The sequence below is a fragment of the Limnohabitans sp. genome (assembly GCF_040400975.1).
Taxonomy (GTDB): Bacteria; Pseudomonadota; Gammaproteobacteria; order Burkholderiales; family Burkholderiaceae_C; genus Limnohabitans_A.
This window is the reverse complement of record NZ_JBBAPF010000025.1, coordinates 19257-41486: the sequence shown is the minus strand read 5'-3', so window position 1 is coordinate 41486 and position 22230 is coordinate 19257. Positions and strand designations below refer to the sequence as shown.

The 22230-nt window shown below is 57.2% G+C and carries 23 protein-coding genes and 1 pseudogene; 11 read left to right on the top strand and 13 right to left on the bottom strand.

What is annotated here, in order from left to right; all coding sequences use genetic code 11:
* Window positions 1-65: 65 nt before the first annotated feature.
* Window positions 66-1046, bottom strand: coding sequence for a type IV secretory system conjugative DNA transfer family protein (locus ABWQ00_RS13080; RefSeq protein ID WP_353239114.1), 981 nt, complete (start codon window positions 1044-1046; stop codon window positions 66-68).
* A gap of 137 nt (window positions 1047-1183) precedes the next feature.
* Between ABWQ00_RS13080 and ABWQ00_RS13075 the strand changes: the two genes are divergently transcribed.
* A complete protein-coding gene (locus ABWQ00_RS13075; protein WP_353239113.1) occupies window positions 1184-1495 on the top strand; it encodes a DUF2958 domain-containing protein in 312 nt (103 codons plus the stop codon).
* Entirely contained in the window at window positions 1492-2043 is a 552-nt protein-coding gene (radC, locus tag ABWQ00_RS13070; protein WP_502908135.1) for a RadC family protein, read from the top strand. The genes ABWQ00_RS13075 and radC overlap by 4 nt, the downstream gene beginning before the upstream one ends.
* Here the strand turns inward: radC and ABWQ00_RS13065 are convergent.
* Window positions 1942-3636, bottom strand: coding sequence for a recombinase family protein (locus tag ABWQ00_RS13065; RefSeq protein ID WP_353239112.1), 1695 nt, complete (start codon window positions 3634-3636; stop codon window positions 1942-1944). The genes radC and ABWQ00_RS13065 overlap by 102 nt on opposite strands.
* 31 nt (window positions 3637-3667) lie before the next feature.
* The gene (locus tag ABWQ00_RS13060) at window positions 3668-3796 is read right to left on the bottom strand and encodes a hypothetical protein (RefSeq protein WP_353239111.1); all 129 of its coding nucleotides are present in this window, start codon (window positions 3794-3796) and stop codon (window positions 3668-3670) included.
* 83 nt (window positions 3797-3879) lie between these two features.
* Here ABWQ00_RS13060 and ABWQ00_RS13055 point away from each other — a divergent pair, with 83 nt between their 5' ends.
* Entirely contained in the window at window positions 3880-5238 is a 1359-nt protein-coding gene (locus ABWQ00_RS13055; protein WP_353239110.1) for a hypothetical protein, read from the top strand.
* A 314-nt stretch (window positions 5239-5552) separates the two neighbouring features.
* Here ABWQ00_RS13055 and ABWQ00_RS13050 read toward each other — a convergent pair whose 3' ends face one another.
* The gene (locus ABWQ00_RS13050; protein WP_353239109.1) at window positions 5553-5741 is read right to left on the bottom strand and encodes a hypothetical protein; all 189 of its coding nucleotides are present in this window, start codon (window positions 5739-5741) and stop codon (window positions 5553-5555) included.
* A gap of 708 nt (window positions 5742-6449) precedes the next feature.
* Here ABWQ00_RS13050 and ABWQ00_RS13045 point away from each other — a divergent pair.
* The 4 genes from ABWQ00_RS13045 to ABWQ00_RS13030 are packed head-to-tail and all read left to right on the top strand — an operon-like array spanning window position 6450 to window position 10516.
* Window positions 6450-6800, top strand: coding sequence for a helix-turn-helix transcriptional regulator (locus tag ABWQ00_RS13045; RefSeq protein WP_353239108.1), 351 nt, complete (start codon window positions 6450-6452; stop codon window positions 6798-6800).
* Between the two features lie 22 nt (window positions 6801-6822).
* Entirely contained in the window at window positions 6823-7338 is a 516-nt protein-coding gene (locus ABWQ00_RS13040; RefSeq protein ID WP_353239107.1) for a hypothetical protein, read from the top strand.
* A gap of 11 nt (window positions 7339-7349) precedes the next feature.
* Entirely contained in the window at window positions 7350-7817 is a 468-nt protein-coding gene (locus tag ABWQ00_RS13035) for a hypothetical protein (protein WP_353239106.1), read from the top strand.
* Window positions 7818-7822: 5 nt separating this feature from the next.
* Window positions 7823-10516, top strand: a complete 2694-nt coding sequence (locus ABWQ00_RS13030; protein ID WP_353239105.1) for a type IV secretory system conjugative DNA transfer family protein — start codon at window positions 7823-7825, stop codon at window positions 10514-10516.
* Between the two features lie 3 nt (window positions 10517-10519).
* On the opposite strand, the gene ABWQ00_RS13025 is transcribed toward ABWQ00_RS13030, so the two are convergent.
* From ABWQ00_RS13025 to ABWQ00_RS13010, 4 genes are read right to left on the bottom strand one after another with little or no spacing between them, the layout of a single operon-like run.
* A complete protein-coding gene (locus ABWQ00_RS13025) occupies window positions 10520-11218 on the bottom strand; it encodes a hypothetical protein (protein ID WP_353239104.1) in 699 nt (232 codons plus the stop codon).
* A gap of 26 nt (window positions 11219-11244) precedes the next feature.
* A complete protein-coding gene (locus ABWQ00_RS13020; protein WP_353239103.1) occupies window positions 11245-11811 on the bottom strand; it encodes a YbhB/YbcL family Raf kinase inhibitor-like protein in 567 nt (188 codons plus the stop codon).
* On the bottom strand, window positions 11808-12500 hold the full coding sequence (locus ABWQ00_RS13015) for a hypothetical protein (protein WP_353239102.1): 693 nt from the start codon (window positions 12498-12500) through the stop codon (window positions 11808-11810). Before ABWQ00_RS13015 ends, ABWQ00_RS13020 begins: the two co-directional genes overlap by 4 nt.
* Window positions 12501-12519: 19 nt before the next feature.
* Window positions 12520-12891 (bottom strand): hypothetical protein, encoded by a 372-nt coding sequence (locus ABWQ00_RS13010; protein ID WP_353239101.1) that lies wholly within the window; start codon window positions 12889-12891, stop codon window positions 12520-12522.
* A gap of 141 nt (window positions 12892-13032) precedes the next feature.
* On the opposite strand from ABWQ00_RS13010, the gene ABWQ00_RS13005 reads away from it, so the two are divergent.
* Window positions 13033-13275: a hypothetical protein gene (locus ABWQ00_RS13005; protein WP_353239100.1), complete on the top strand. Its 243-nt coding sequence runs from the start codon at window positions 13033-13035 to the stop codon at window positions 13273-13275.
* Window positions 13276-13768: 493 nt separating this feature from the next.
* Here the strand turns inward: ABWQ00_RS13005 and ABWQ00_RS13000 are convergent, their stop codons facing one another.
* Window positions 13769-14191: a helix-turn-helix domain-containing protein gene (locus tag ABWQ00_RS13000; RefSeq protein WP_353239099.1), complete on the bottom strand. Its 423-nt coding sequence runs from the start codon at window positions 14189-14191 to the stop codon at window positions 13769-13771.
* Window positions 14192-14204: 13 nt separating this feature from the next.
* On the opposite strand from ABWQ00_RS13000, the pseudogene ABWQ00_RS12995 reads away from it, so the two are divergent.
* A pseudogene (locus tag ABWQ00_RS12995) lies at window positions 14205-14669 on the top strand (magnesium chelatase subunit ChlI family protein); the annotation flags it as partial.
* Between the two features lie 63 nt (window positions 14670-14732).
* Window positions 14733-15956 (top strand): MFS transporter, encoded by a 1224-nt coding sequence (locus tag ABWQ00_RS12990; protein WP_353239098.1) that lies wholly within the window; start codon window positions 14733-14735, stop codon window positions 15954-15956.
* Between the two features lie 37 nt (window positions 15957-15993).
* On the opposite strand, the gene ABWQ00_RS12985 is transcribed toward ABWQ00_RS12990, so the two are convergent.
* On the bottom strand, window positions 15994-18579 hold the full coding sequence (locus ABWQ00_RS12985) for a cation-translocating P-type ATPase (RefSeq protein WP_353239097.1): 2586 nt from the start codon (window positions 18577-18579) through the stop codon (window positions 15994-15996).
* 216 nt (window positions 18580-18795) lie between these two features.
* Window positions 18796-19707, bottom strand: coding sequence for an HTH-type transcriptional regulator ArgP (locus ABWQ00_RS12980; protein WP_353239096.1), 912 nt, complete (start codon window positions 19705-19707; stop codon window positions 18796-18798).
* Between the two features lie 111 nt (window positions 19708-19818).
* Between ABWQ00_RS12980 and ABWQ00_RS12975 the strand changes: the two genes are divergently transcribed.
* Entirely contained in the window at window positions 19819-20481 is a 663-nt protein-coding gene (locus tag ABWQ00_RS12975) for a LysE/ArgO family amino acid transporter (protein ID WP_353239095.1), read from the top strand.
* 11 nt (window positions 20482-20492) lie between these two features.
* Here the strand turns inward: ABWQ00_RS12975 and phnE are convergent, their stop codons facing one another.
* Together phnE and ABWQ00_RS12965 are read right to left on the bottom strand one after the other, a co-directional pair.
* Entirely contained in the window at window positions 20493-21326 is an 834-nt protein-coding gene (gene phnE, locus ABWQ00_RS12970) for a phosphonate ABC transporter, permease protein PhnE (protein ID WP_353239094.1), read from the bottom strand.
* A complete protein-coding gene (locus tag ABWQ00_RS12965) occupies window positions 21323-22186 on the bottom strand; it encodes a PhnE/PtxC family ABC transporter permease (RefSeq protein WP_353239117.1) in 864 nt (287 codons plus the stop codon). The genes phnE and ABWQ00_RS12965 overlap by 4 nt, the downstream gene beginning before the upstream one ends.
* Between the last annotated feature and the right edge of the window lie 44 nt (window positions 22187-22230).

Genomic DNA, 22230 nt, shown 5'->3' with positions numbered 1-22230 from the left:
AATCCCAATCCAGATACCCAATTGAGCCTGCTGTAGTGGCAACTTGCGATCGTGGCCTATACGAATCAAGGACTTACAGCGCTTCGTGTCGAACTCGGGTGCGCCAGGTACTGATGCGCCAGCATCACCGAGAGCTTCATCTTGCGCACCTCGGAAAGCATGCCCGCACTGCTGCCCGTGAGGAAGTGCTCGAATTCATCCAGATAGAGAAAACAAGGCACTCGACTTGTCTCGGGGAGACTGGTGCGTGACAGTGCCGCAAGGGTAATCGTGGTGACCAAGAGGCTTCCAAGCAAGTGGGCGCTGTCACTGCCGCTGCGGCCCCTGCACAAATTCACGATAAGCATCTCTTCCCTATCCATGATGCGGCGCAGTGAGATTTCCTCCTCATAGTCCACCAGTGTTTTGTAGAGGTGGGGGTCTGCAAGATAGGCCCCCACTTTGCTTTGTATGGGGGCGATGGCCTCCTGGCGTGTACGCGGCAGGAGCTTGTCATATTCCTCACGGAAAAAATACAGAACTTGCGGGTTGTGTACATGACCTAAAACTTCATGCCGATAGTCCTTGTCATCCAAAAGGCGCAGGATGTCCGGCAATGTGGCCGTGCCGTATTCAAGGAGCGCATAGAGGCAACACCTCAAGATGTGCTCCATGCGATGCCCCCATGCCTTTTCACCAAAGTGATGGCGGAACGTGTCCAAGATGCCTGATGCGGCGAGTGGGATGAGGTGCGGAGCCACCGCTTTCAATGGGTTGTATCCATAGCGCCCCGGCTTGCCGAGGGATAGGTATGTGAGCCGCTGTGTGTCCTGTTCACTCATGTTTTTGGTGATGCGATGCGCGAGGTCACCATCAGGATCAAGCAGGATGATTCCCCTCCCTGCCGCGATGTCTTGCCGGATGAAATTTTCAATCAGAGTGGTTTTTCCGGTTCCTGTTTTTCCAATGACATAGAGGTGCTGAAAACGGTCTTCGGTATAGATTCCCACGGGGCGATGTGGGAGCCGTGCATTGGTCAATCCAAAAAATGTGATGTCCTTTCTCATGAGGACAGCCTACGGGTTTGGCATCTTTTTTGGGAGAGGGTGCGAGGTCACCACGCGTGACGTTTTGGCTTCGTTTCTTTTGTGCGTGATTTTTCTACTCTGTGTAAGGACACAGCTCTTTACTGAAAGGAAATCTCATGAACCTGCGCACTGCAATCACAGAACGACTGGCGGGACATCCGCTCTACAGCCAGGAGGCTTCACGCAACCCCATCGTGTACTGCATTCTGTTTTCACCTTTCCTGAGTGCTCGGTGGTATCTCACCGAGCATGACGGCGAAGACATTTGCTTTGGCTTCGTCACGGGTCTTGCCTGTGATGAATGGGGCTATGTTTCCATCACCGAACTGGAAAGCGTGTGCTTCTCCGAGAACTTCGCACTCATCGAGTGTGATCTGTCATTTAAGCCCACCGCATGGAATGACCTGTTCCCCGGGAGAACGTCATGAGTGAAAGCGATGCACAACTCCTGGCCATCCTCACCGGAGAAAAAGAATGGCTTACCTATGAAGGGACGCTCACACCGCTTTTCTACCCTGCGGATGAAATGCGGATTCACTACAAACTGCGGGCGGCACGGGAACTGGTGACGCGGCTCCTGTGTGAAGGCATCTACCGTGACGAATCATTTTCATCACCGGACAGTGTGACCCGCTATCTCAAGCTGCACTACAAAGAGCGGCATCATGAGGTGTTCACCGTGTTGTTTGTCGATTCACAAAACAGGCTCATCGAAATCGAAGACATGTTCAGGGGCACGCTCTCACAAACCAGCGTGTATCCCCGTGAGGTGGTACGCAAAGCCTTGGCTGTTCATGCGGCTGCGGTGGTGCTGGCACACAATCACCCCAGTGGTGTAGCCGAGCCTTCACGCGCCGATGAAGTGCTCACCCAATCACTCAAGAGCGCTTTGGCACTCGTCGATGTGCGGGTGCTCGATCATGTGGTCATTGCCGGAACGACACACATCAGCATGGCCGAGCGCGGCCTCATCTGACCTTTTTGGCCACGCACCTGGTGCGTGGTTTTCTATTGGAAAGAGATCAGCAGCATCCCAGTCCATCAGGCTATCAAAGAGCTTTTCCATGAAGGAGTTAGTTTCGTCACTCGCGGTGATTTTTTGTATTGCATTTCGGTGGAGTTTTCGAAACGGTGCACCACCATGGATGCCCTCATGCTCAAAGAGCACTTGAAAAGGTTTTTCCCAAGTGAATTCAATGTTTTTTTGCTGCACAGAGGCGTTCGAAATTGTCAGTCTGAGGATGTCGCGATGATTCGCGGCATTTTCTGTTTCAGGCAATACATACAAGGCATTTACCAGTTCGAGAAATTTCTTGGCTCTTGCATGCCGAATCGCATCCCCTTCTGTGGCTTTGGTCTTTTCCGCGTCAATGACCAGCAGGGTGTTGTTCACTTCAGCCATGCGGGACTCATAGCTTTCTTTTGACAGCGTACCGTCGATCAAGAGGTCAGTCAGTCTTTCTTTCAGGGCAAGAGCGTTCGAGGTGCGAAGCTTCCAAGGCTTTTCACGATCATCTTCACCGTGAGCCTTCTTGTTTTCATCCATCTCAAAGTGAAGCTGCAACATCTCTGTGAGCAGGTCACGCTGCGGCAGCTGTGACAAGTGCGCTTTCATTGTTTCGCGAAAATGGTCTTCACGCACACAGGTGCCTTTGCAACTGCCAGAGTGACAGCGGTAATAGACACGACCCTTTTGTCTTTCACCGTACAAGGCCCGTCCACATGTGGCGCAGTGAGCCAGTCTTCGGAATAGAAATTCGCTGCGAGCGTGGTCAGGCTTTCGCGTGAAGGTTCTTCCTTCTGCAACTGCACGGCATTCGTCAAAGAGCCTTTTGCTGATGAGCGGCTCATGCTTGCCGACATAGGTCTCACCACGAACGGTGATGAGGCCATAGTAAAAACGATTGTCGAGCATCTTTGAGAAGTTGGACACAAACAGCTTTTGACCGCGTGCACCACGCAAGCCCTTGGCCGTCATATGCGTCAGCAATTCCTTGAGACTGTACCGACCGCTGGCATAGAGCGCGAATGCCTCTTTGACAAGTGGCCCTTGCACTGGATGAATGGTCTTGAGCATTCCTTTGCCGTTGTCACAATAGCCTGGTGGTGCACCGAAGGGAAAGAAACCTTGCCTTAGTCTTCCATACATCCCTTTCTTCACCTCTTGGCGCAGGTTGCGGATGTAATCAGCGGCCACCACAGCCTGAATGTCGGCAGAAAGACGTCCACCCCGTGATGAAAGATCAAGCGCTTCATGGGCGAAGTGAATGGGTATCCCTTGATCCATGAGGGTGCCGAGTTCTGCCCAGTCAGCCAGATTACGCGCCCCCCGGTCTACCTTGTGAATAACGATGCCCTCAGCGTCTCCTTTTTGCAGCCGTGTGAGCATGCGCCGAAAAAGTCTGCGGCCTGTTTTGGCGGCAGTTTCTGTTTCTTCAAACCATTCGCTGATGAAAAGCCCTTGCTTGCTGGCATAGGTTTCGATGGCGATTTTTTGTTCTGTCAGTGAGGCTCCCTTCTCACCTTGTTTGACCGTGGAGACACGGATGTATCCGAAATACTTTTTCATGTTTTTGTTGTTATGAGTACAGACTACCATTTCAGACGGTTTCGTCAAGGAGCGCCTGCAAGCGGCGGTACAGCTCTTCTACTTGAGCATGAAAATGCTCCCGCTCTTCTGTGGCTGCATTCGGCAAACACTGTGCCGCGAGTTCTTGTAAGCGTCTCATGATGTCTTCCTCCGTCATCATCACAGTGTGCGCAATAGGGGGCGTTTTTTCATGAAGGCAGGTGGTCACCCAGAGCGTCCTTTGTGCCCCTGCCTAAACAGCACTGCTTTTTCTATGCTGTGCTGATGGAACAAAAAAAACCAAAGACAGATAAATCTCAGCTCTATGGGAGCGGCTACGCAGACGAAGGTCATGCACTCATTGCCGAGCAAGTGCTGACAGAAAAAGGCAGCCGTTTTGTGGTGTGGCAGGGCGGTGAAGTTTCAGAGGAAGAAACGCTCTCACTGCCACACGCGCGTTCACTGCTCCCCATCCCCGCCACAAACAATCTGCTGGCACATAAGGTGGTGCTCTTGCCGACTGCGGTCGGTGACTGGCGCGATGTGCAAACCCTGGCCTCAGAAATTTCGGAACACCTAGAGCGCTATGTCGCACTCTCGGATGACTTCCGAGTCATTGCCAGTTGGTACATCATTCTGTCGTGGGTGTATGACCGCTTTCCACAGATGCCCTATCTCCGGCTGCGGGGTGACTATGGCAGCGGCAAGACACGCGGGCTGTCAGTGATTGGGGGTCTGCTGTACAAGCCGATGTTTGCCAGTGGTGCCACCACCATCTCCCCGATCTTTCACACGCTTGATCTCTTTCGTGGGTCACTGGTTTTTGATGAGGCGGATTTCCGATTTTCTGATGAACGAGCCGAGATCACAAAGATACTCAACAGCGGCACGGTGGCGGGGTTTCCCGTACTGCGCAGTGTGCAGCAGGAAGGAAAAGTGTTTGACCCAAAAGCCTTTGCTGTCTTTGGCCCCAAGCTCGTCGCCATGCGCCATGAGTTTTCCGATCTGGCGCTTGAATCACGCTTTCTGACAGAAGAAATGGGGGTGCGGCCAGTGCCTGCACATATTCCCAAGCAGTTACCCAAAAGTGCAGAGATGGAGGCTGAAGTCTTGCGCGGCAGGCTCTTGCGGTTTCGGCTGGATATGCTGTGGAAGATCACTCCTCTTGAAAGTGTGGATGTCGCAGATGTAAGCCCGAGAGGGCTTCAAATGCTGCTGCCACTTTTGTCCCTCACGCCACCGCCCGAAGTGCGCACCACCTTGTTGCGGCATGTCATGCGTGAAGAGAAAGAGCGAGGCACTACACGCGCCATGTCCCCGGTCTCACTCCTTTTGCAAGTCACGCTTGCTGTTGCCCGCAAACAAAACACGGACACCGTGAAGTTGCGGGATGTCGTCAGTGATGCGATGCTGCTACACGGCGAAGAGTTTGAGCGCCCGCTCACCTCTCGCTATGTGGGAAGTCTCATGCGCACGGCGCTGCGATTTACCCTGTGGAAGAGTAGCGTCTATTGGGTGAAGCTACCAGGAGAAGCAGAACTTCGGGAACTGTGCAGCCGCTATGGCGTGCAGCTCGGACAATGGGACGTTGGGAGTAAGTAAAAGAGGAAGGGGGAACCCTTCCTCTTGCTGTATATGGCTTTGTTTCTGGGGATGATGGAAGGCTTCCTTGTCTGGGTGAAGTCCCAATGTCCCAATGTCCCAAAAAAACGACCAAGGCTTACGCCCCGGTCGTTTTTCTTACTTGCCTCGGCGTAAGCGGTCTTTACGACCCTGTTGGTAACCCGAATTTCTCTGACGCTGCTTTTGCGGCGTATCGAAGACTCCTTCGAGTAAACCAGCAGAACTGCCTTTGCCATCTCGACCTCGGCGGTATCCCTCCTCGAAGGCTGTGTTGGGAAATTCTGAAGGCTTGGTCATTTCTTCGACTCCTTCACTGCTGCATCTACCAAGCTCTTCGGAACTCCGATTGTTGCGGCGCTAAACACGTCAACGCACAAATCGGTAAAACCGTACCCCGAACCTTGGGGCGTTTGAGTTGCTGACTCGGTTTGGGAGGTCGGTTTCTCGTCTGGAACTTCTCTACAGTGGCAAATTTTAGTCATGGTGGTCTCTCCAAAAAATATTGAAAACCACGCCAAAATCAACCCATCGACACAACGCTTGCAAAATTTACTGCATCGTGTATTATGTAATTATTCACATGCTCTGACAAGCAGGTGAATTCGCGACTAGGTTTCTACCTTGGCGTGTGGTCCAACGGCTTCTAGCCACCCTCAGCCCCAAGATGCGTAGACTGCATCTTGGGGCTTTCTTATTCCGCGATCCTATCGCGGAGGAGGCATCGTATGCACGTGGCAAGAAGTTACCACAAAGCCAGCCCCAAAGCAATACGCAAAATGCAAAAAACCTGCCTACCCCCTCAAGAGGTAGCAAGTGATGCAAGAAGCAAAAAAGAAATTTTCCGAGAGTTAGTCTTCTCGGGAGACTTCCAGCTTTAGGCGCTGGAATGGATGAAAGTATGCATAGGGAGTCCTCTAGGTCTAGATCAACAGTTGCCATCGTGTGCAGGAAACTCCTGCACTCTTTTGCCTCTTACAAGGCTTCGCCACCTTCTTTGTGTGGCGTGCTCCTGACCCTCGCCAGTAAGCGATTCAAATTTTGAGCGGATTATAAGGGGTTGTCAAGCGGAGTGCTTTCCCTACTGTAGGACTGGCGTCACCCCCAGTGACCTTCCCCCTCCTTCATCTTTCCCCTTCCTTTTGCGACACTGTAGAAGCACGCTGATGCTAATGTCAGCGGCACACATATCTATGGTGGAACAGAAAACATCATTTCCCATTTATCTGCGCACGTTGCGGCGCACCCATGCGCTCACACAAAAAGACCTGGCATTTCTTTTAGGACTGGAGTCGCGCAGCTCCGTATCCATGCTGGAAAACGGCACCCGGCTTCCCCAGCGGCAGCAGGTGGTCATCTGCGAACTCTTGTTTGGCAAGACCCATGAGGCGCTTTTCCCTGGCGAACACGCCGCCTTTGCCGCCAGTCTCAAAGAGCGGTGCTATGACCTTTTGGGCGCTGACGGCGAATCACCAGCCGCCCGCACCAAAGTGCTAGAGGCTGCCATTACCAATTTAGAACTGGCGGAGGTGGTCGCGGCATAGAGGCATGAAAAGATCACCTCACATGCCGCGCGTTCTCGCGCTTTATCCGACAACACGCGGATTTTCTTTTGTCCTTTTTGAATCCCCGCTGTCTCCCTTTGACTGGGGTGTTCGCACCATCACGGATGCGAACAAAAATGAGGGCGTACTGTCCGCAGTGGAAAACTTGCTGGACAAGTATGTCCCCGATGCCCTTGTCATTGAAGATGTCAGCAGCTGGGAGTCAAGGCGCACCTCACGGGTACGCAGGCTTTATGCCCGCATCGCAGAACTCGGCAGTGCCAAAGGCTTTTCAGTCTATGCCTATGACAAGAGCGCCATCCGTCATGCATTTAGCCCGTTTAAAGTAACGCGCAAACATGACATTGCACGGGTAATTGCGCTCCACATCGACTGCCTCGCGCCCAAGCTTCCACCCAAGCGGAAAATCTGGCTCCCCCAAGACCCGCGTCAATCTTTGTTTGACGCAGCGGCTCTCGGACTTACCTTTTATGCGCTGCACGGGGATACCTGGGCGCAAGACTCACACACACCTTAGGGTGTGTGTTTTTGTATTGCAGACGCCCCCGCCATTTGCTACCCTTTTGCCTACAAAGACAATCGGAGACTTTCATGGAAATGCTACTGTCTAAATCCCAGAAGTCAGGAATGATGGGCCTTGGCTCCATCATCTTTGTGCTCGACATCAAGGCGCGGCTGACTGATGAAGAAGCAGCCTTGGTGAAACGCTACAAAATGGGCGGCACCGTGCTCTATGAAAAAGTGCCCGGTGTCACGGGACTTGCAAACAAAATGGGCACCATGGCCAGCATCGGCATGCACCTCGCCGCCAAAGCCTTGCAGCTTTCGTTTACCGTCGATGAACTTTTAAAGGGCCGCACCATCGAGTGCAAAGACATCACGGAAATGATGGCCGCCAAAGCACAGATTGAAGAGGCGGCAGAAAATTTCCACCAGATTCTGGTGGCCGCCAAAAACTTTGAAGGCGAAGAGGTCAAGACCTACAACTTGGGATGATGCCCATGTGGCCGTTTTCTCCCCGCCTGTCCAAAGAAGAAAAAGAAACTCAGCGACTGTTTGCTGAGGTGCGCCGCCTGCGGGCGGCTTCTTTTTTTGACACTGACGAAAAGGCTTTTGAATTCATCCGCGAACTATTGGGTGAAGCGTTGGAAGAGGCGGGGGTCTCGGTTGATGAAGCCATGGGCACGCCGCTTCTCCACCTGGTGCTTTCCCTCCTGTCTTCGGAAGACTTTTTGATTGACTTGCCCGAGACATTGAGCGCACAGGATGGCAGTCTCAAGGAAGGCGTGATGATTCGCCAGAGACTTACGGGCATCCGAGACATGCTCGTCCGCGAAGAAGAGCTTCTGCCACTCTGGCGCAGCACCATGAAAAGCGTCTTGGTGCTCCTTCTCCAGTCGCTCCCCACTGAAGCCCTTGCCGATCCGCGCACCGATGGCAGCGTCGAGGCACCACCCCGGCTTTCAGGCAGTCTCCCCCTATGCGACATGATCGAAGACTTTCCGGTCTTTCTTGAAAAGCTGATGCTGCTTATCGGCACACCGGATGTGCAAGCGACTGATCTTTTTGATGGACTACTCAAGAAGTTTGAGCGCGGTATCTATGCCGCATCGGGCATTGCCTATGAAGACAGACTACGCTCCAAAAAGAAAATCATTGCTCCGCCACAGTATGCGCGGGACGACCCACGAGAGCTACTGGATGTGTATGCGGGCAGCACCCCCTTTGTGCCACTTCTTTCAAGCGCGGTCACACTACCCATCCCCCGCAGCATCCGCTTTGAGCACACCCACATCGTGGCGGGCACCGGGCATGGCAAAACCCAGCTGCTCCAATACCTGATTGATGATGATCTGGAGCAAGGCACCAAAGAACGCCAGTCGCTCGTCATCTTTGACCCCCATGGTGACCTTATGCGCACCATGTCGCGCAGCATTCACTTGAGCGCCGCCGCGTATCACGGCAAGGTGATCTTTATTGACCCGACTGACCGGGACTTTCCGGTACACCTCAATCTCTTTGACAGCAGCGGCATGGAGAAGCTGCCCCCGGAAGTGCGCGAAGGAGTGCAAAACAACAGCCTCGACTTCTTTGAATATTTCTTTCAAAGCTTTTTAGGAAGTGAACTCACCGGAAGACAGTCAGCACTTTTTCGCTATGTCGGCATCTTGCTTTTGAGCATACCCGGCGCGTCCATTCACACCCTGCGCAAACTGATGGAAGACGGGCGCGAGTTTCAGCCATACATGGAGAGGCTGGATGGCACGGCCAAACTCTTTTTTGAAACACGCTTCTTTGATGCGTCACTGCGAGAAACCAAAAAGCAGGTGCTGTCCCGCATCTATGGGGTGCTATCGAATCAAACCCTCGACCGCATGATGAGCGGCACGGGCCGTAGTCTCGATCTGTATCAAGCGCTCCAGGACGGTTCCGTCATTTTTGTGAACACCTCACTGACATACATGGGAGCCGAAGCCTCGGGGATTTTTACGCGGGCACTGGTGGCACTCTTGGGGCAGGCACTCTTGAGGCGGTCAGCCCTTCACCCCGCAGACCGCACCCCGACTTTTGTCTATCTTGATGAAGCGGGTGAAGTCATTGACCCTGTGCTCATCAGGCTGCTCACCGCCGTGCGCAAATACAAGGGAGCGTTTACCTTCGCCCATCAGCACATGGGCCAACTGGGTGCGGCTGAACGGGATGGCGTGCTCACGAACACCTCCATCAAACTCTATGGCGGACTGAGCCACAAAGACGCGCTGCTTTTAGCACCCGAGATGCGCACCAGCGCTGACTTTTTGGAGTCGCGCACCCGCAAAGAATCCACGACGCAGTTTGCCTTGTTCGCCAAGAATGTGACAGAAACAGCGCTCACCTTTTCTGTGCCACTGGGTTTTGCGGAGAAGAAGGCCACGCTTCCCGCTTCTTTCTACGAAACGATGCGCGAAGCATCACGGGCACGGTTCCCGCAGGTCGAACCCACTTCGCCCCTGCCAGAAGTTGTACCCGAAGATGTGCCGCTCAGTGAGAAGACGGTTGAAGAAGCGCCTGCATCTGATCACGTCACGGACGTTTTTGAAGTGCCTGATGTCATTGAAGACACACCGCCAAATGTTGTCCCTCTACGGAAAACATCCTCTGCTTCCCTTCCCGTTGTTCGCGTAAAGCCCACGGGGGGCGGTGGTGTGCGTCACCAATATTTGGCGAGCCTGCTTCAGTCCACAGGGGAAAGCTGCGGCTTCAAGGCAAGTCTTGAATATGAGGTGCAGGATAGTGGGCGCGTCGATGTGCTTCTGTCTCGCAACGATGAAACACTCTTCTGTGAAATCTCTGTCACCACCAGCCGCGAACATGAGCTCGGGAATGTGCGCAAGTGTTTTGAGGCAGGCGGGACAAGTGTCGTGGTGCTGGCATCTACCGAGCGACAGCGCACTTCGCTGCGCAACTACATGGGGTTGAAGCTCTCTGCGGATGAACTGCCTCGGGTCACGTTCTTGGTGCCCGAAGAAGTGGAAAACTTCTTTGAGGCATTCCGGCAAGTATCCCCTACCCCTGAAGCAGTCCCGACCGTCACACGGGGCTACACGGTCAAGAGCAAGGTGAAATTTTCCTCACCTGATGAGGCGCTGGCCCGCCGGAATGCACTCGCTCGGGTGATGAGTTCGGCGCATCTAGATCGCAAAGAAGCGGCTTGAAACTTAAGGTGCGCTATTAAAGAGCACGCCTTTGTTTTTCTTGTAATCGTAGATGTCGATCAGCATCATCCGACCAATCGTGTTTTGTACCGTGTCCCAAGTAATGGAAAAAGAAACTTGATAGCTGTGAACCTTCGCCGCATCAAAGGCATCATATGTCCACTGAGTAGTTTCTCCTGTGTCCGTCTGAATGAAAAATTTGCGGCCATACCATGTGTCTGTACTTGATGATCCATCTGGGCAGGTTCTCGTCACAGTCACGCCTGATGTGCTGTACGTATTTCCAACAGTCAGAGGAATATCTGCTGGCAACTGTAGGGGTCGTGAATAGGTGCAGCCCCGGGGGTCTTGCAGCATTCCCCACTGACTATCAAGCTTCATCGTCGTGGTATTTACTCCCCCAGGACTTTTCAAAGAAAGAGTGATGCCCCCATCGGCAGAAACTGCCTGGCTTGCCGTTCCGTTTTCATACGAAATTTCTGTTGCCCCCATGTCACAGTCTTTTCCCGCCGAAACGCAGGCAAGTTCAAAAAGGCCGTTCTGGCCGTAAAGACGCATTCCACTGGACATGAGCGCGGTGTAGTTTGTTCCGCGAATATTCACCTGAGAAGGAAATGTTCTTTCTCCCGTTGCCGGAGCGGGCGAACTTTCACCACCTCCTCCACCACCACCGCAGGCAGCAAGAGCCAGGGTCATGACCATGCAGGTAGATATCTGTACTGACTGCCTCATGGTGCATACCCCATGATGGTCTTACCGTAGGCGAGCACCTTGTCTGCATCATCAACAGCAAAGACGGCCACTGTATAGCGCCACGACCCTCCCGAGGGACACGGTGCGGAGTACACCCGCCCCCATGAGTTTCCCCCTGCATAGGGCTTGACTCGTTTGGGCAGTTTGTCCAATTCTCGGTTGCTTCCAATCGAGGGAATAACCCATGGTGTCCCTGCATCTCGATTTGAGGCTGGCATCACACGAAACAGTCCATGATTGTCCCAAGAAGGCGGCTCATTGAGAACATACACAATCAGGCTGCTTGTTCCTTCCGGCGCGCCGTCAATGGACATCTTTGGTGATGCGGGCTTGTCCCCACCATTGCGAGCACATTGCATTTTGGGGGCAATACGTTTATCTCCCCAGCCCTCTTCTTCAAACTGAATCTGGAGACTAGGAATATTTTTTGGCACTTCCAGTTTTGGGCCACCAAAAGAATTTTTCTCTTCTGTCGGGGTCTGCGCGTATGCAGTGCTCACAGCAAAACTCATACACAAGGCAGCAATACAAAGGTTTTTCATTGTGCGCCCCCAAAGAGTGAGATCACCTGCTTGCTCATCGCCAGCCCCACAACCTTATCGATTTCGCTCGGGTCAGGTGTCTTGGCACCAATGTCCACCTCCACGGTTCCCGTCATCTCACGCAGCGCTTTGCCATCACAGGTGAAGACGCCCAGCGTCATCTTGTCTTTGCGCTTGGTGTTCATTCCAAAGGAAAGCATGGCCTGCATGCCGTCGATGCTCCCCGGCCCCATCGAAGGCTGATAGTTCGGGATCACAAATGCATCCGCCCGTTTACTGCCGCACAGGGCCAGCAAGTCATCCGACACATCGGCTTTGGTTTTGCCGCTGACGTTTGCGCCGCGTCCTCCTTCACTGAGATAGCGCGTCACTTGCGCGGGGGTTACCACCGCAAAAGACTTTTGCGCACTCAATTCTTCGGCCACGGCCACGGCAACACCACCGCCCCCACCAATCACATGCGGGCTGGTGCTCACCACACCTACCGTGCGAACGAGGACATTCCCTTTCTGCGCAGTGACTGCTTCAACTGATTTTTCGTCGAAGGTGACAGCTACGCCGCGCTCTTTGGTTACGAGTGCAGCGGTATGTGCACCCATGAGAAGTGTCGGGGCCATCAGGAGTGGTGCGGCACACCCGCTGAGCAGGAGCGATGTCAGCGCGAACATGATCTGGACTTTTTGTTTCATGATTCTTCCTTGGTATTCATTACTTCTTCACACACTGGAACGCAGTGCCGTTTGCCGTGGTGCCCGTGGCCACGTTTCCATCCGCGCTTTTTGTCACCGCATAGTTGCCGCCGGAGCTGAAGCCTTGCAGGTGAATGAGTGCACTGTCGCCGCCCGTGTAATGCGAGTTCACGAGGCCGCTGGCTGTGCATCCCCACGACGAACCAGAGCCTGGTGACGCGCAGGCGCTTAGCAGCCCTACCGCCAGCACCGACACCAGCCACATACTTTTCGTTTCCATCGCGTCATCTCCTATGAAGTTTTGTGTTCTTGTATTTGTACCACAAAACATATATGTGAGACGTAATGTATAGTCTATGATTGGCGGGTGTGTTTTGTAAGACTTAGCCATGACTACAATTCTTGAATGGTCAGAAAGCGCCTTCACGCCCCTCAGAACACCCCGATCAGCGGGGGTGCTTTGGGTAGTAGCGCCCTTTCCCTTAAACGGCTTGCGGGGATCGCTGCGCCTGTGTCAAACAGAAGTGAGAACGTGACGCTCAGACTTGCAGGGGTGTGGCTTGAGCTGTGGGAATCGCTCAAGCAAGCCAACCCCACACTCACCGACAGCGAACTGCTTCGGCAGGCGCTGGCGCTCCGGGCTGCGCTTTCTGCTGTGGACGAGACTGGCAACCGCCCGCGTGCCCTTATAGAGTACGTAAATGAGAAGGGTGAAAAAGTGGTGGCCGACCTCGAAGAGCATGTCGGCATCAAGCAGCCTTCAGCTACCCCGTAGCTTTTCACTCACTTCAAAATTCCTTAGAATACGTTCCTGATTTTGTGGTCAGTAGCTTTCCCGCTGGGGACTTGCCGCTCACCGTCTTCGCAAGAGATACACGCCTGCAGGCACTTGCGAAAACGGAGGTGGCCTTATGGCACAACGACGAAAACCGCTGACACAAAAAACTCTGCTGACCATGCTTGCGCGGGCTCGGAAGGAGGATTTGCTGGTGGTCAAGCGGACAACAAAACAAGCGCAAAAAGTCTTGAAGGGTGGACAGCAAAAGTCTGTGCGCCGTGTGAAAAAACCTTTGTGAAAACCGCCTGCATGGTCAGGCATCTCAGTTCGTAGTGACATTCTTTCTGGCGACACTGTGTTTTTTCAAAGTCCAGAGAGTCAGTCACTTCGTGATAGTTGATTTTTACTCGATGCATCAAGAGGCGCTGGGGGAAACGCGAGAACCCGCGCACAAGACAAAAGCCGAAGGTCGCTCCTTCGGCTTTTTGTTTTATGCAAGCACCCTTTCAAGTAGCCTCTGATGCCTTGCCTGCGTGACCTTCTTCCCGGCTTCCCAGCCCGCAAGCGTTTCTTCATCTATGCCCCAGACTTTGGCCGCCGCCTTGCGTGACAGTCCCGCCAAGAGGCGGTGACGAAGAAGACGCACCGCTAGATCACTACCTTCCGGCAAGATATCTTCCCCGGCAAAGGCAACGAGCTGCGGGTAGTCACTGGGGGCAGGTTCAGTACTCCCCCTTTCCCAGTGCAGCACCGTTTCAGGGCAGACACCCAAAAGCTTGGCGGCTTCCTTCTGTGTGAGTCCCTGCGCCATTCTTGCCGTCCGAATCCGCTCCCCCAGAGTACGCGGGACGGGTTCTTTGGGGTGAACGCGCCTGATGGAAAGACCCGGAAGGATGATTTGGAGGCTTCGCAAAAAGGCAACGCTGCCATGCCCCTGCGGTTACCTGGGCAGCGTGACCAGGTCGTGCCGTTGCACGCCCGACCAAGTCAGCCGCTACCAGGGCAAGCTGAGTGGCCCGCTGCTGGACCGGATTGACCTGCACATCGAAGTGCCCAGCCTCAGCGCACAAGATCTCTTGAACGCACCGCCGGGCGAAAGCACCGAGCAGATTGCGGCCCGCAGCTTGGCCGCACGCGAACGCGCCATGGCACGGCAGCACTGCGCCAATGCCGAGCTGCAAGGCCAAGCCATCGACGCACAGGCGCGGCTCGAGGACAGCGCCACCGTTTTGCTGCAAAGGGCCGCCGACAAACTCGGCTGGAGTGGGCGCAGCACGCACCGCAGCCTCAAAGTGGCACGCACCATTGCCGATTTGGCAGGCAGCGACACCATCGCCGCCGCCCATGTGGCCGAAGCGGTGCAGTACCGGCGGGTACTCAAGGGGCAGTGAAGCCCCCAAGATGGGCGCGCAGACACGACAGGTGAAGCACTGGGGCATCGGGATAATCAACGCATGCCCCATGCTCGCCCGCACGCCCCGAGCGCTTTAGCCCTAGGCCCCTTCAGCTTTTGGCTGTCGCTGCCCCAGCTCATCACCTGGGGCAGTGTGTTCTACACCTTTTCACTGCTGATGGCGCCCCTTGAAGCCGAGCTGGGCATGAACCGGGCCGAGTCATCGCTGGCCTTCAGCATGGCGCTGCTGGCAGAGGGTTTGATGGCTTACGGGGTGGGGCGCTGGATCGATGCTGGGCGTGAGCGCTGGGTCATGACGCTGGGCTCCTTGTGGATGGCCGTGGGCTTGGTGGGGCACAGTTTTGTCACCACGGTGGCGGGTTTTTATGCCGCCTGGATTTGGCTGGGCTTGGGGATGGCGGCCACCTTGTACAACCCGGTCTTTGCGGTGGTGACGCGGCGTTTTCCTCAGGACTTTCGGCGTGCCATCATCACGCTGACTTTTTTGGGCGGCTTGGCCAGCACGGTGTTCATTCCGCTGTTTGCCTGGTGGATGGAGCTGTGGGGCTGGCGGCAAGCGCTGTGGGCACTGGCTGCGCTGCAGCTTTTGGTGTGCGCGCCCCTGCATGGCTGGCTGCTGAAAGGGGCGCCGCGCACCCTGATCGAGCCCTCGGCTGCACAGGACGCAGCGCCACTGACCTCGGTGCGCGAACACCTGCGCCATCCGCCCTTTTGGTTGTTGGCTTTGTTCATGGTGCTCACCATGTCGGTCACCTCGGCCTTGCCTGCACACATGATCGCCTTGCTGCAAGAGTCGGGCTTGTCCCCGGTCTGGGTCATCGCCATCCCGGCGGCCATTGGGGTGATCCAGGTGCTGGGTCGGCTGGTGCTGTTTGTGTTTGAGCGCTACTGGGACGTGCACGCCGCCAACCGCTGGATTCCGACCTTGATCCCGGCCGGCGTACTGGCTTTGCTGATGGGCGGCCTCAGTCCAGTCGCCTCGCTGGTGTTTGTGCTGCTGTATGGCCTGGGCAATGGGATGAACACCATCGTCAAAGGCACGGCCATGGCACAGTATGTGAGCCGTCAGCATGTCGGGCAGCTCAATGGTCTGCTGGGTTTGCCGATTGCGCTGGCCCGCGCCGCTGCGCCTTTGACGCTGGGTCTGCTGTGGTCGCCCGAGCTGGGCTACACCCTGGCGCTGTGGTGGCTGCTGCTGGCCAGCTTGCTGGGCACTGCCGCGCTGTGGGCGGCGCAAATCTACGCCCGCGCCGCACGGCACTGAACACGGCATCCGAATGAACGGGGTCAGCTTTCAACCTTCATGGCTTGCTTGTCGTCGTCAGGTATCGGCGCTGTACCCACTTGATGCCTTCAAACCACAACAAGCTCAGCAAACCCAGCGCACAGGCCGACACGAACTCGTGGGCGGGTAAGGGCGCAAAGCGCAATACATCCACCGCCCAGGGCAGATAGAGCGAGACCCACAACAACCCATAAGCCAGCCCCAAGACAACCCACAAGGTCCGATTCGGTGCCCGTAACGCAGCCCACAGCGAGCGCTGGCTTGAACGGTTGGAGAGGATCAGGGCCAAATTGCCCACAACCAAAGTGGCAAAAGCAAAGGCCCGTGCCTCGGGTTCGGCCAAACGCGCTTGGGCCCATGCAAAGGCCAACATCACGACAGCCAGCGCACCCAGTCCTTGAACGAAGGCCAAGAGCAAGGTGGCACCACCAAACAGCGGCTCTGTCGCATCACGTGGCGGGCGATGCATCACGTCGTCTTCTGCAGGCTCGTTCTCGAAAGCGACCGCGCACGCGGGGTCGATGATGAGCTCGAGCAAGGCGATATGCATCGGGTAGAGCAGGCTGGGCCAAGCCAAAAGCACCGGCAGCATCGCCATGCCGGCAATGGGAACGTGCACGGCCAAGATGTACGACATGGCTTTGCGCAGGTTGTCGAAAATCCTGCGCCCTAAGCGAATCGAGGCCACGATGGCCGCGAAATTGTCATCGATCAGCACCAGCGCGGCCGACTCGCGGGCCACGTCGGTGCCACGCCGGCCCATGGCCACGCCCACATGCGCCGCACGAAGTGCCGGAGCGTCGTTCACGCCATCGCCGGTCATGGCGACGATGTCACCCCGTTTTTTGAGCGCTTGAACAATGCGCAGTTTCTGTTCGGGTGAGATGCGGGCACAAACGCTCACGCTGGCGATGCGGCGGCAAAGCGCCTCATCGCCAAGCCCCGCCATCTCCTCACCCGTCAGCACATCACCCTCTCGCAGGTCCAGTCCTGCTTGATGAGCGATCGTTCGCGCAGTGGTGGGGTAGTCGCCGGTGATCATGATCACGCGGATGCCCGCGCCACGGCATTCGGCCACAGCTGCGGGCACTTCATCGCGAACCGGGTCTGCCAGCCCAAGAAGCCCGATGAATTCAAAATCAAAATCATGCGCCTGGGCTGGCCAGTCTTGCCCTGCAAAGGATCCACGCGCTACGGCCAACACACGCAAACCCTCGGCGGCCAGACTGTCGACCACCCCACTGATGTGGGAACGCTGTGCGCTGTTGAGGTGGCACAGGTCCATCACCGCTTCGGGTGCGCCTTTGGCGGCAACGGTCTGAACGCCGTCACCCGGCGCGGCCCACACGTGTGACATGGCGCGCAATTGCGGGCTGAGCGCATAGGTGTGCACCAGTAGCCAGTCGCGGTGCAGGTGTTCTGTGCCGGCCAGAAAACGCTGCCCGAGTTGATGGAAGGCTTTCTCCATCGGATCAAAGGGGTCGATCACGCTGGCCAAAATGGCCAGCTCCAACAGAGGGTGAAAGGTTTCGGGCAGGGGGCCTTCGGCCAGTGCATCCAGGGCGAGGCGCTCTGTCAGATCGACGCCGCCCGCAACCAGGTGGGTCACGGTCATGCGGTTCTCGGTCAAGGTGCCGGTTTTGTCGGTGCACAGCACGGTGGTGGCGCCCAAGGTCTCAATGGCGTTGATGCGTCGGGTGAGCACCCCTGCTTGCGTGAGACGCTTGGCGCCCAGTGCTGGAAACACGGTGAGCACCACCGGGTATTCCTCGGGCAGCAAGGCCATGGCCAGCGCAATGCCGGCCAGCAAGGCTTGCAACCAATCACCTTGGAGCCATCCATGAACCAAGACCAGCACAAGACTCAGACCCAGCGCCAGCAAGGCCAAGTTGCGCACCAGCCGGTTTGTTTGTTGCTGAAGGGGCGATCGCTCGTGCGCCAAGCTGAGCATCGAATCCCCGATGCGACCGATTTGGCTGCGCGCACCCGTGGCCATCACACGCGCCAGCGCACTGCCTTGCACGATCAAGGTGCCTGCACAGACCATTGGGCGATCGTCACCACCCGCCATCCACTGCGCCGAGTCCACCTGGCTTGCTGAGCTGATTTCATCGGGCAACGCCACCCGCTTGCTCACCGGAACCGCTTCGCCCGTCAGCAAGGACTCGTCAGCCTGCAGCCCGTCGACAAGCACCAGCAAGGCGTCGGCGGGCACGCGATCGCCTTCGCTCAGCTTGATCAGGTCGCCGCGTACCACCTCACTCCCAGCAATACGCAGAGCTTGGCCGTCACGAATGACCAAGGCACGCGGGCTGGTGAGGTCGCGCAGCGCTTCGATGGCCCGCTCGGTCCGGCCCTCTTGGTAGAGCGTGAGCCCCAAGGTGAGCAGCACGAAGCCAAAAAGGGTCAAGCCCTCCTGAAGATCCCCAAACGTGATGTACAGAATCCCGGCGGCCAACAGCAACAAGAACATCGGCTCTCGCAGGGTGTTCACAGCGATCGACCACAGCGTACGGCGTGCACTACCGGGCAGGGCATTGGCGCCCTCATCCGCCAGGCGCCGAGCGGCTTGGGCCGAGGTCAGCCCCCATTCGGTGCCCATATTTCATCCTTTGAATTGCATGGATCGATGTGCTCGCAGACAGTGCCCACAAGATGACCCTTGGATACACCCATGCCATGCTCGAAAAGACACGCCACGTCCAGCTTGGGGACCACGGTACACAAGGGCACCGATGCACGTTGTGGGGCAACACACACTGCGCAATGCAAACCAGAAAATCAGGGCATCAGCCCGATGACCCAGAGGTCTTGACCCTCAGGCCTGGCGCAAATGCAGCGCCGCTGCGGCCTTGACCGCTTGGGTCAGGCGCTGGGCTGACGGGGCCTCGCGCGCCCAGTGCTGCCAATACAGGGCCACATCCACCGTTGCCCCCGGCAACAGTTCTTGCAGCGTCGGGCGTTGGGCCAAATGCTGCTCGGGCACCATGCCCCAGCCCAGGCCGAGTTCGATGGCGGTCTCAAACGCGCCCACGGCAGGGGCAAAGTGGCGCGGGTAATGGGGCTGCTGCAGGCCAAAGTGCTGGGCCAAAAAGGCGTCTTGCAAGGCGTCCTTGCGGTTAAAAATCACGGCCGGTTGCGCCAGCAGTTTGTGCACGGACACCGCCCCGGCGCTGGTGCGGCAGCGCTTGAGCACGGCCGGAGTGGCTACGCAGCGATAGCGCATGCGCCCCAAGGGCTCGGCCACGCAACCGCGCATGGGCTCGGCCAAGGTGGTCACGCAGCCCATCACATCGCCGCTTTTGAGGGCATCGTGCGTGTGGTCCTGGTCGTCGATCATGATGTCGAGCAACACATGGTGGCGCAACAGCATCGCGGCCACCCCCGGCAAAAACCAGCTGTCCACTGAATCGGCGTTGATGGCCACGCTCAGCGATTGCCAGCGCACGGCCTTGCGCGCACCGCTTGGGTCAGACGTACCCTGCAGCCCGCCCAGCACATCGGCTTCCATCATGCGCACTTGCTTGACGTGGGCCAACAAGGCTTGTCCGGCGGGGGTGGCCCGCACCTGCTTGCCACGCACCAGCAAGCGCTGGCCCAAGCCTTCTTCGAGCGCCTTGATGCGCAAGGACACCGCCGCCAGCGTGATGGACAAGGCTTGCGCCGCCGCGCCAAAGCCGCCATGTTCGACCACGGCGGCCAGGGCTTCGAGTTGACGGGCGTCGAGCATGTTTGATTTAAAAAATATTGAGTATTATGAGTTTAATTGAACATCATTTAATTCAATGCCTGTCTGGCGCACACTCCAGCCCATTCGCAGCCGCCCCTCAGGAGATTTGCCATGGTTTTGAGCCTTCCTACTTTCACCGCCGGCATGGTGCTGAGCATCTCCTTGATCATGGCCATCGGCCCTCAAAACGCCCACGTGTTGCGCATGGGCCTGCAGCGCCAGCACCTGTGGCTGACGGTGGCGGTTTGCGCCATGGCCGACATCGCCTTGATTGGCCTGGGCGTGCTCAGCCTGGCGCAGTTGGGCGGCCTGAGTGACAAACTGCACGGCGCCTTGGTCGGTGCAGGCATGCTGTTTTTGGCGGTCTATGGATGGCAAGCGTTTCAGCGGTTTTTGCACCCCACGGCTTTGGTGCTGAACCAGCCCGAAGAGGCCAAGGCTGAGGCCGGAAAATCCACAGGGCATGTACAAGCAGCCTCCGTCACACGCCGCCAAGCGCTTGTGTCGGCGCTGGCGTTTTCATGGCTCAACCCGCATGCCTGGCTGGACACGGCGGTGCTGATCGGCACCGCATCACTGGCCTATGGGCAAGGCAGCACCAGCTTTGGCCTGGGCGCGGCCGCGGGTTCGATGCTGTGGTTCCTGAGCTTGGGCGTGGCCGCCTTCTGGCTGGGTCGGCGTCTGAACTCACTGCACGTTTGGCGCGCACTGGACGGCGCGGTAGCCCTGATGATGTGGGGCACAGCCGCGTGGTTGGGGTTCAGCCTGATTTGAATGCGGGCGCCTCAACGGGTTAGCCAGCGACGCGCCGCAAAGCTCAGCGCATCCACACAGGCCACCATGAGCAGCATCGCGCCCAAAATGGTTGCGGTCTTGTTCATGTGGAACAGACCCATGTGAAAGGACAACATTTGGCCCAAGCCACCCGCGCCCACCACGCCCAGCACGGCGGCGGCGCGGATGTTGTTTTCCCATCGATACAGCGTGTAGCTCATGAGCTGCGGCAAGACCTGGGGCAAGGTGGCATAAAAGAACACGCGCAGCGGACCAACGCCTTGCGTGCGCAGGGCGTCGCCAGGCCCGGTGGGGATGTTCTCCATCGCCTCGGCAAACAAGCGACCCAGCACGCCGCTGGTGTGCAGTGCCAAGGCCAAAGTGCCCGCCATGGGCCCCAAGCCCGCAGAGATCAAAAGCAAGGCAGCCCACACCAATTCAGGGATGGCGCGCAGGGCATTGAGCAACCAGCGCGTAGGGCTGCGCAGCCAAGCCGGGTCTTGGGCGGACATGCGGCTGGCGGGAACAGCCAGCGCCAAGCCCAGCGCCGCCGCCATCACGGTGCCCAGCGCCGACATGGCCAGGGTTTCCCAAGCAGCCCAAGCCACTTTCTTCACAAACACGGACGACAAATCAGGCGGGAAAAATTCCGCCACAAAGCGGCCCATGCTGCGCGCGGCCTCCATGGACGCAAAAGACGCCCAGTCCAAATCCAGCGAGACAAAACTGGCCACCACCAACACCAGCAGAGCGGCGGTGAACCAACAGGCACGGCAGCGGGCGTCAAACAAGGGCGGCGGCAATTTGTAGGGCGGGTTGGCCGCCTCGCGTGGGAAAGGCTTCATGCCAAGGCCTTTCTCAACCAAGCGCTCAAGCGGTCGGCCAGCGCCACCAGCGCGATGAACACCAGCAGCAAGGTGGCCACTTCACCACCATTGAACATCTTCATTGAGTTGTCCAGTTGCTGGCCCAAACCACCCGCACCCACAAAGCCCAACACCACCGACGAGCGGATAGCGCATTCCCAGCGGTACACCGTATAAGACGCCAGCTCGGCCGCATGGCTGGGCAGCAGCGCATACACAAAAGCCTGCAGGCGGCCACTGCCGTTGCGCATCAGGGTTTGGGTGGCGTGGCTTTCGCCGCTTTCCAAAATTTCGGCGTACACCTTGCCCAGCATGCCGCCATAGGTCAGCGCAATGGCCAGCACCCCCGCCGTGGGCCCCAAACCCACCACACGCACAAACACCAGCGCCCACACCAGCTCGGGCACACTGCGCAGCACAATCAAAGTGGCGCGCACGCACCAACGCAGCACAGCGGGCCAGCGGTCCATGCGGCCGGACAAGGCCGAGAGCGACAACACCCGGGTGGCCAGCAGGCTCAAAGGCACGGCCAGCACCAGCGCCAGCGTGACGCCCGCGGTGGCCATGGCCACGGTGCGCCATGTTTCGCGCACCACCATGTCCATGAACTCGGCGTTGTGGATCAGCGGCCAAAAGGTGGACAAGAACTGCGCCGTCACTTTTCGGTTTTCAGGCTCCCACAGCACCCACAAACGGAACTCGGTGGCCACGCCCAATGGCCACAACAGCACCAAAGCCAGGCTCAGCCAAAACACCCGAGATAAAAACGCCGGGTCTCGCGCAGGCGCACCCGGGCGCGCGCTGACCGGTGGCAACCCAGGCGGGCGCGCATCGGGCATTCGGGAAACGGTGGCAGACATCTCGCGGACTTGAGGTTCAGAGC

Excerpts from the sequence above, each read along its gene's own strand:
- ABWQ00_RS13080 (WP_353239114.1), bottom strand. The coding sequence starts at position 1,046 with ATGAGAAAGGACATCACATTTTTTGGATTGACCAATGCACGGCTCCCA.
- ABWQ00_RS13075 (WP_353239113.1), top strand. The coding sequence starts at position 1,184 with ATGAACCTGCGCACTGCAATCACAGAACGACTGGCGGGACATCCGCTC.
- radC (WP_502908135.1), top strand. The coding sequence starts at position 1,492 with ATGAGTGAAAGCGATGCACAACTCCTGGCCATCCTCACCGGAGAAAAA.
- ABWQ00_RS13065 (WP_353239112.1), bottom strand. The coding sequence starts at position 3,636 with ATGAAAAAGTATTTCGGATACATCCGTGTCTCCACGGTCAAACAAGGT.
- ABWQ00_RS13060 (WP_353239111.1), bottom strand. The coding sequence starts at position 3,796 with ATGAGACGCTTACAAGAACTCGCGGCACAGTGTTTGCCGAATGCAGCC.
- ABWQ00_RS13050 (WP_353239109.1), bottom strand. The coding sequence starts at position 5,741 with ATGACTAAAATTTGCCACTGTAGAGAAGTTCCAGACGAGAAACCGACC.
- ABWQ00_RS13045 (WP_353239108.1), top strand. The coding sequence starts at position 6,450 with ATGGTGGAACAGAAAACATCATTTCCCATTTATCTGCGCACGTTGCGG.
- ABWQ00_RS13040 (WP_353239107.1), top strand. The coding sequence starts at position 6,823 with ATGCCGCGCGTTCTCGCGCTTTATCCGACAACACGCGGATTTTCTTTT.
- ABWQ00_RS13030 (WP_353239105.1), top strand. The coding sequence starts at position 7,823 with ATGTGGCCGTTTTCTCCCCGCCTGTCCAAAGAAGAAAAAGAAACTCAG.
- ABWQ00_RS13025 (WP_353239104.1), bottom strand. The coding sequence starts at position 11,218 with ATGGTCATGACCCTGGCTCTTGCTGCCTGCGGTGGTGGTGGAGGAGGT.
- ABWQ00_RS13020 (WP_353239103.1), bottom strand. The coding sequence starts at position 11,811 with ATGAAAAACCTTTGTATTGCTGCCTTGTGTATGAGTTTTGCTGTGAGC.
- ABWQ00_RS13015 (WP_353239102.1), bottom strand. The coding sequence starts at position 12,500 with ATGAAACAAAAAGTCCAGATCATGTTCGCGCTGACATCGCTCCTGCTC.
- ABWQ00_RS13010 (WP_353239101.1), bottom strand. The coding sequence starts at position 12,891 with ATGGCTAAGTCTTACAAAACACACCCGCCAATCATAGACTATACATTA.
- ABWQ00_RS12990 (WP_353239098.1), top strand. The coding sequence starts at position 14,733 with ATGCCCCATGCTCGCCCGCACGCCCCGAGCGCTTTAGCCCTAGGCCCC.
- ABWQ00_RS12985 (WP_353239097.1), bottom strand. The coding sequence starts at position 18,579 with ATGGGCACCGAATGGGGGCTGACCTCGGCCCAAGCCGCTCGGCGCCTG.
- ABWQ00_RS12980 (WP_353239096.1), bottom strand. The coding sequence starts at position 19,707 with ATGCTCGACGCCCGTCAACTCGAAGCCCTGGCCGCCGTGGTCGAACAT.
- ABWQ00_RS12975 (WP_353239095.1), top strand. The coding sequence starts at position 19,819 with ATGGTTTTGAGCCTTCCTACTTTCACCGCCGGCATGGTGCTGAGCATC.
- phnE (WP_353239094.1), bottom strand. The coding sequence starts at position 21,326 with ATGAAGCCTTTCCCACGCGAGGCGGCCAACCCGCCCTACAAATTGCCG.
- ABWQ00_RS12965 (WP_353239117.1), bottom strand. The coding sequence starts at position 22,186 with ATGCCCGATGCGCGCCCGCCTGGGTTGCCACCGGTCAGCGCGCGCCCG.